This window comes from Streptomyces atriruber, assembly GCF_001418325.1.
GTDB classification, from domain to species: domain Bacteria; phylum Actinomycetota; class Actinomycetes; order Streptomycetales; family Streptomycetaceae; genus Streptomyces; species Streptomyces atriruber.
Genome location: NZ_LIPN01000466.1, coordinates 1 through 1242, shown reverse-complemented (window position 1 = coordinate 1242; position 1242 = coordinate 1). Strand labels below are relative to the sequence as shown.

The following is a 1242-nucleotide window of genomic DNA, read 5'->3' as shown; positions in this document are numbered from 1 at the left end:
AGGTCCAGGGCCGTGTCGACGAGTGCCTGGCGCGTCCGCAGCTTCTTGCGCTCCCGCAGGGGGAGCCGGTCGGGGTCCGTGGAGTCCATGGCGGAAGTGTAGACCGCGGCCGCCCCGCAGAAGCGAACGCCCCTTGATGGTTTCTGCCACTCAGTGGCACTATGTCGACGGCCGATCGCCCGCGCTGGCGTCCGGCCTTTCCTTGGCGTACGTCGAAAGGCTCAACTCCCATGCGTGCACTACTGGTCGACCGTTCCGCCCCTGGAGGGCTGCGTATCGGTGACGCGCCCGACCCGGTGCCCGCGCCGCACCAGGCGCTGGTCAGGGTGGCGGCCACCTCCCTCAACTACGGCGAGGTCCGCCACGTCCTGGAGGAGGCGCCGCAGGGCGCGGTGCTCGGGTGGGACGCGGCGGGCGTGGTCGAGCGGGCCGCCGCCGACGGCTCGGGTCCCGCGGCAGGGACCCCGGTGGTGACCCTGGGCGCCGACGGCGGCTGGGCCGAACTCCGCGCGGTGGACACGGAGTTGCTGGGTCGCGCGCCCGAGGGGGCGGATCCGGGGGACATCAGTACGCTGCCGGTCGCGGGCGCCAGCGCCCTGCGCGCCCTGGACCGGATCGGCCCGATCCTCGGCAGGCGCATCCTGGTCACGGGTGCCACCGGCGGTGTCGGGCGGTACGCGGTGCAGCTCGCCCGGCGCGGTGGTGCGGAGGTCGTCGCGGTGACCGGTGACCCCGCGGGGCGGGGTGATGCGCTCAGGGGGCTCGGCGCGCACGAGGTGATCGCCACGCCCGCGGCGGCCGGAGCACCGGTGGACGGCGTGGTGGACATGGTCGGAGGGCGCCAACTGGTCGAGGCGTACGAGCAGTTGGGCCAGCACGGCACGCTCGTGTCCGTCGGGCACTCCGGCGGCGACGCCGAGCACTTCCCGTACGGGACTCTCTACGGGGACCGGGGCCGCCACGACCGCTCGGTCGTCAGCTTCCACCTGCTCGGCTGCGCGGGTCTCGCCAGGGATCTGACCTGGCTCGCGGGGCAGGTGGCCGCGGGCGCCCTCGACCCCGGCACGTCCTGGCGGGGTTCGTGGGACAAGGCCCAGGAGGCGGCCGACCTGCTGCTCGGCCGCCGTCTCCACGGCAAGGCGATCCTGGACATCGACTGAAGCCGCGGGCGCCGACAGGGGGTTGGGGCGGGTTCCCCTACTTCTCCTCGGCCTCGGCCTTCCCGGAGCCCTTCTCGTCTTC

1 protein-coding gene is annotated in these 1242 nt (G+C 74.2%); it reads left to right on the top strand.

From position 1 onward, the window contains the following. Positions 1 to 230 precede the first annotated feature (230 nt). On the top strand, positions 231 to 1160 hold the full coding sequence (locus AOK03_RS36035) for a zinc-binding dehydrogenase (protein ID WP_055569601.1): 930 nt from the start codon (positions 231 to 233) through the stop codon (positions 1158 to 1160). Positions 1161 to 1242: the final 82 nt, after the last annotated feature.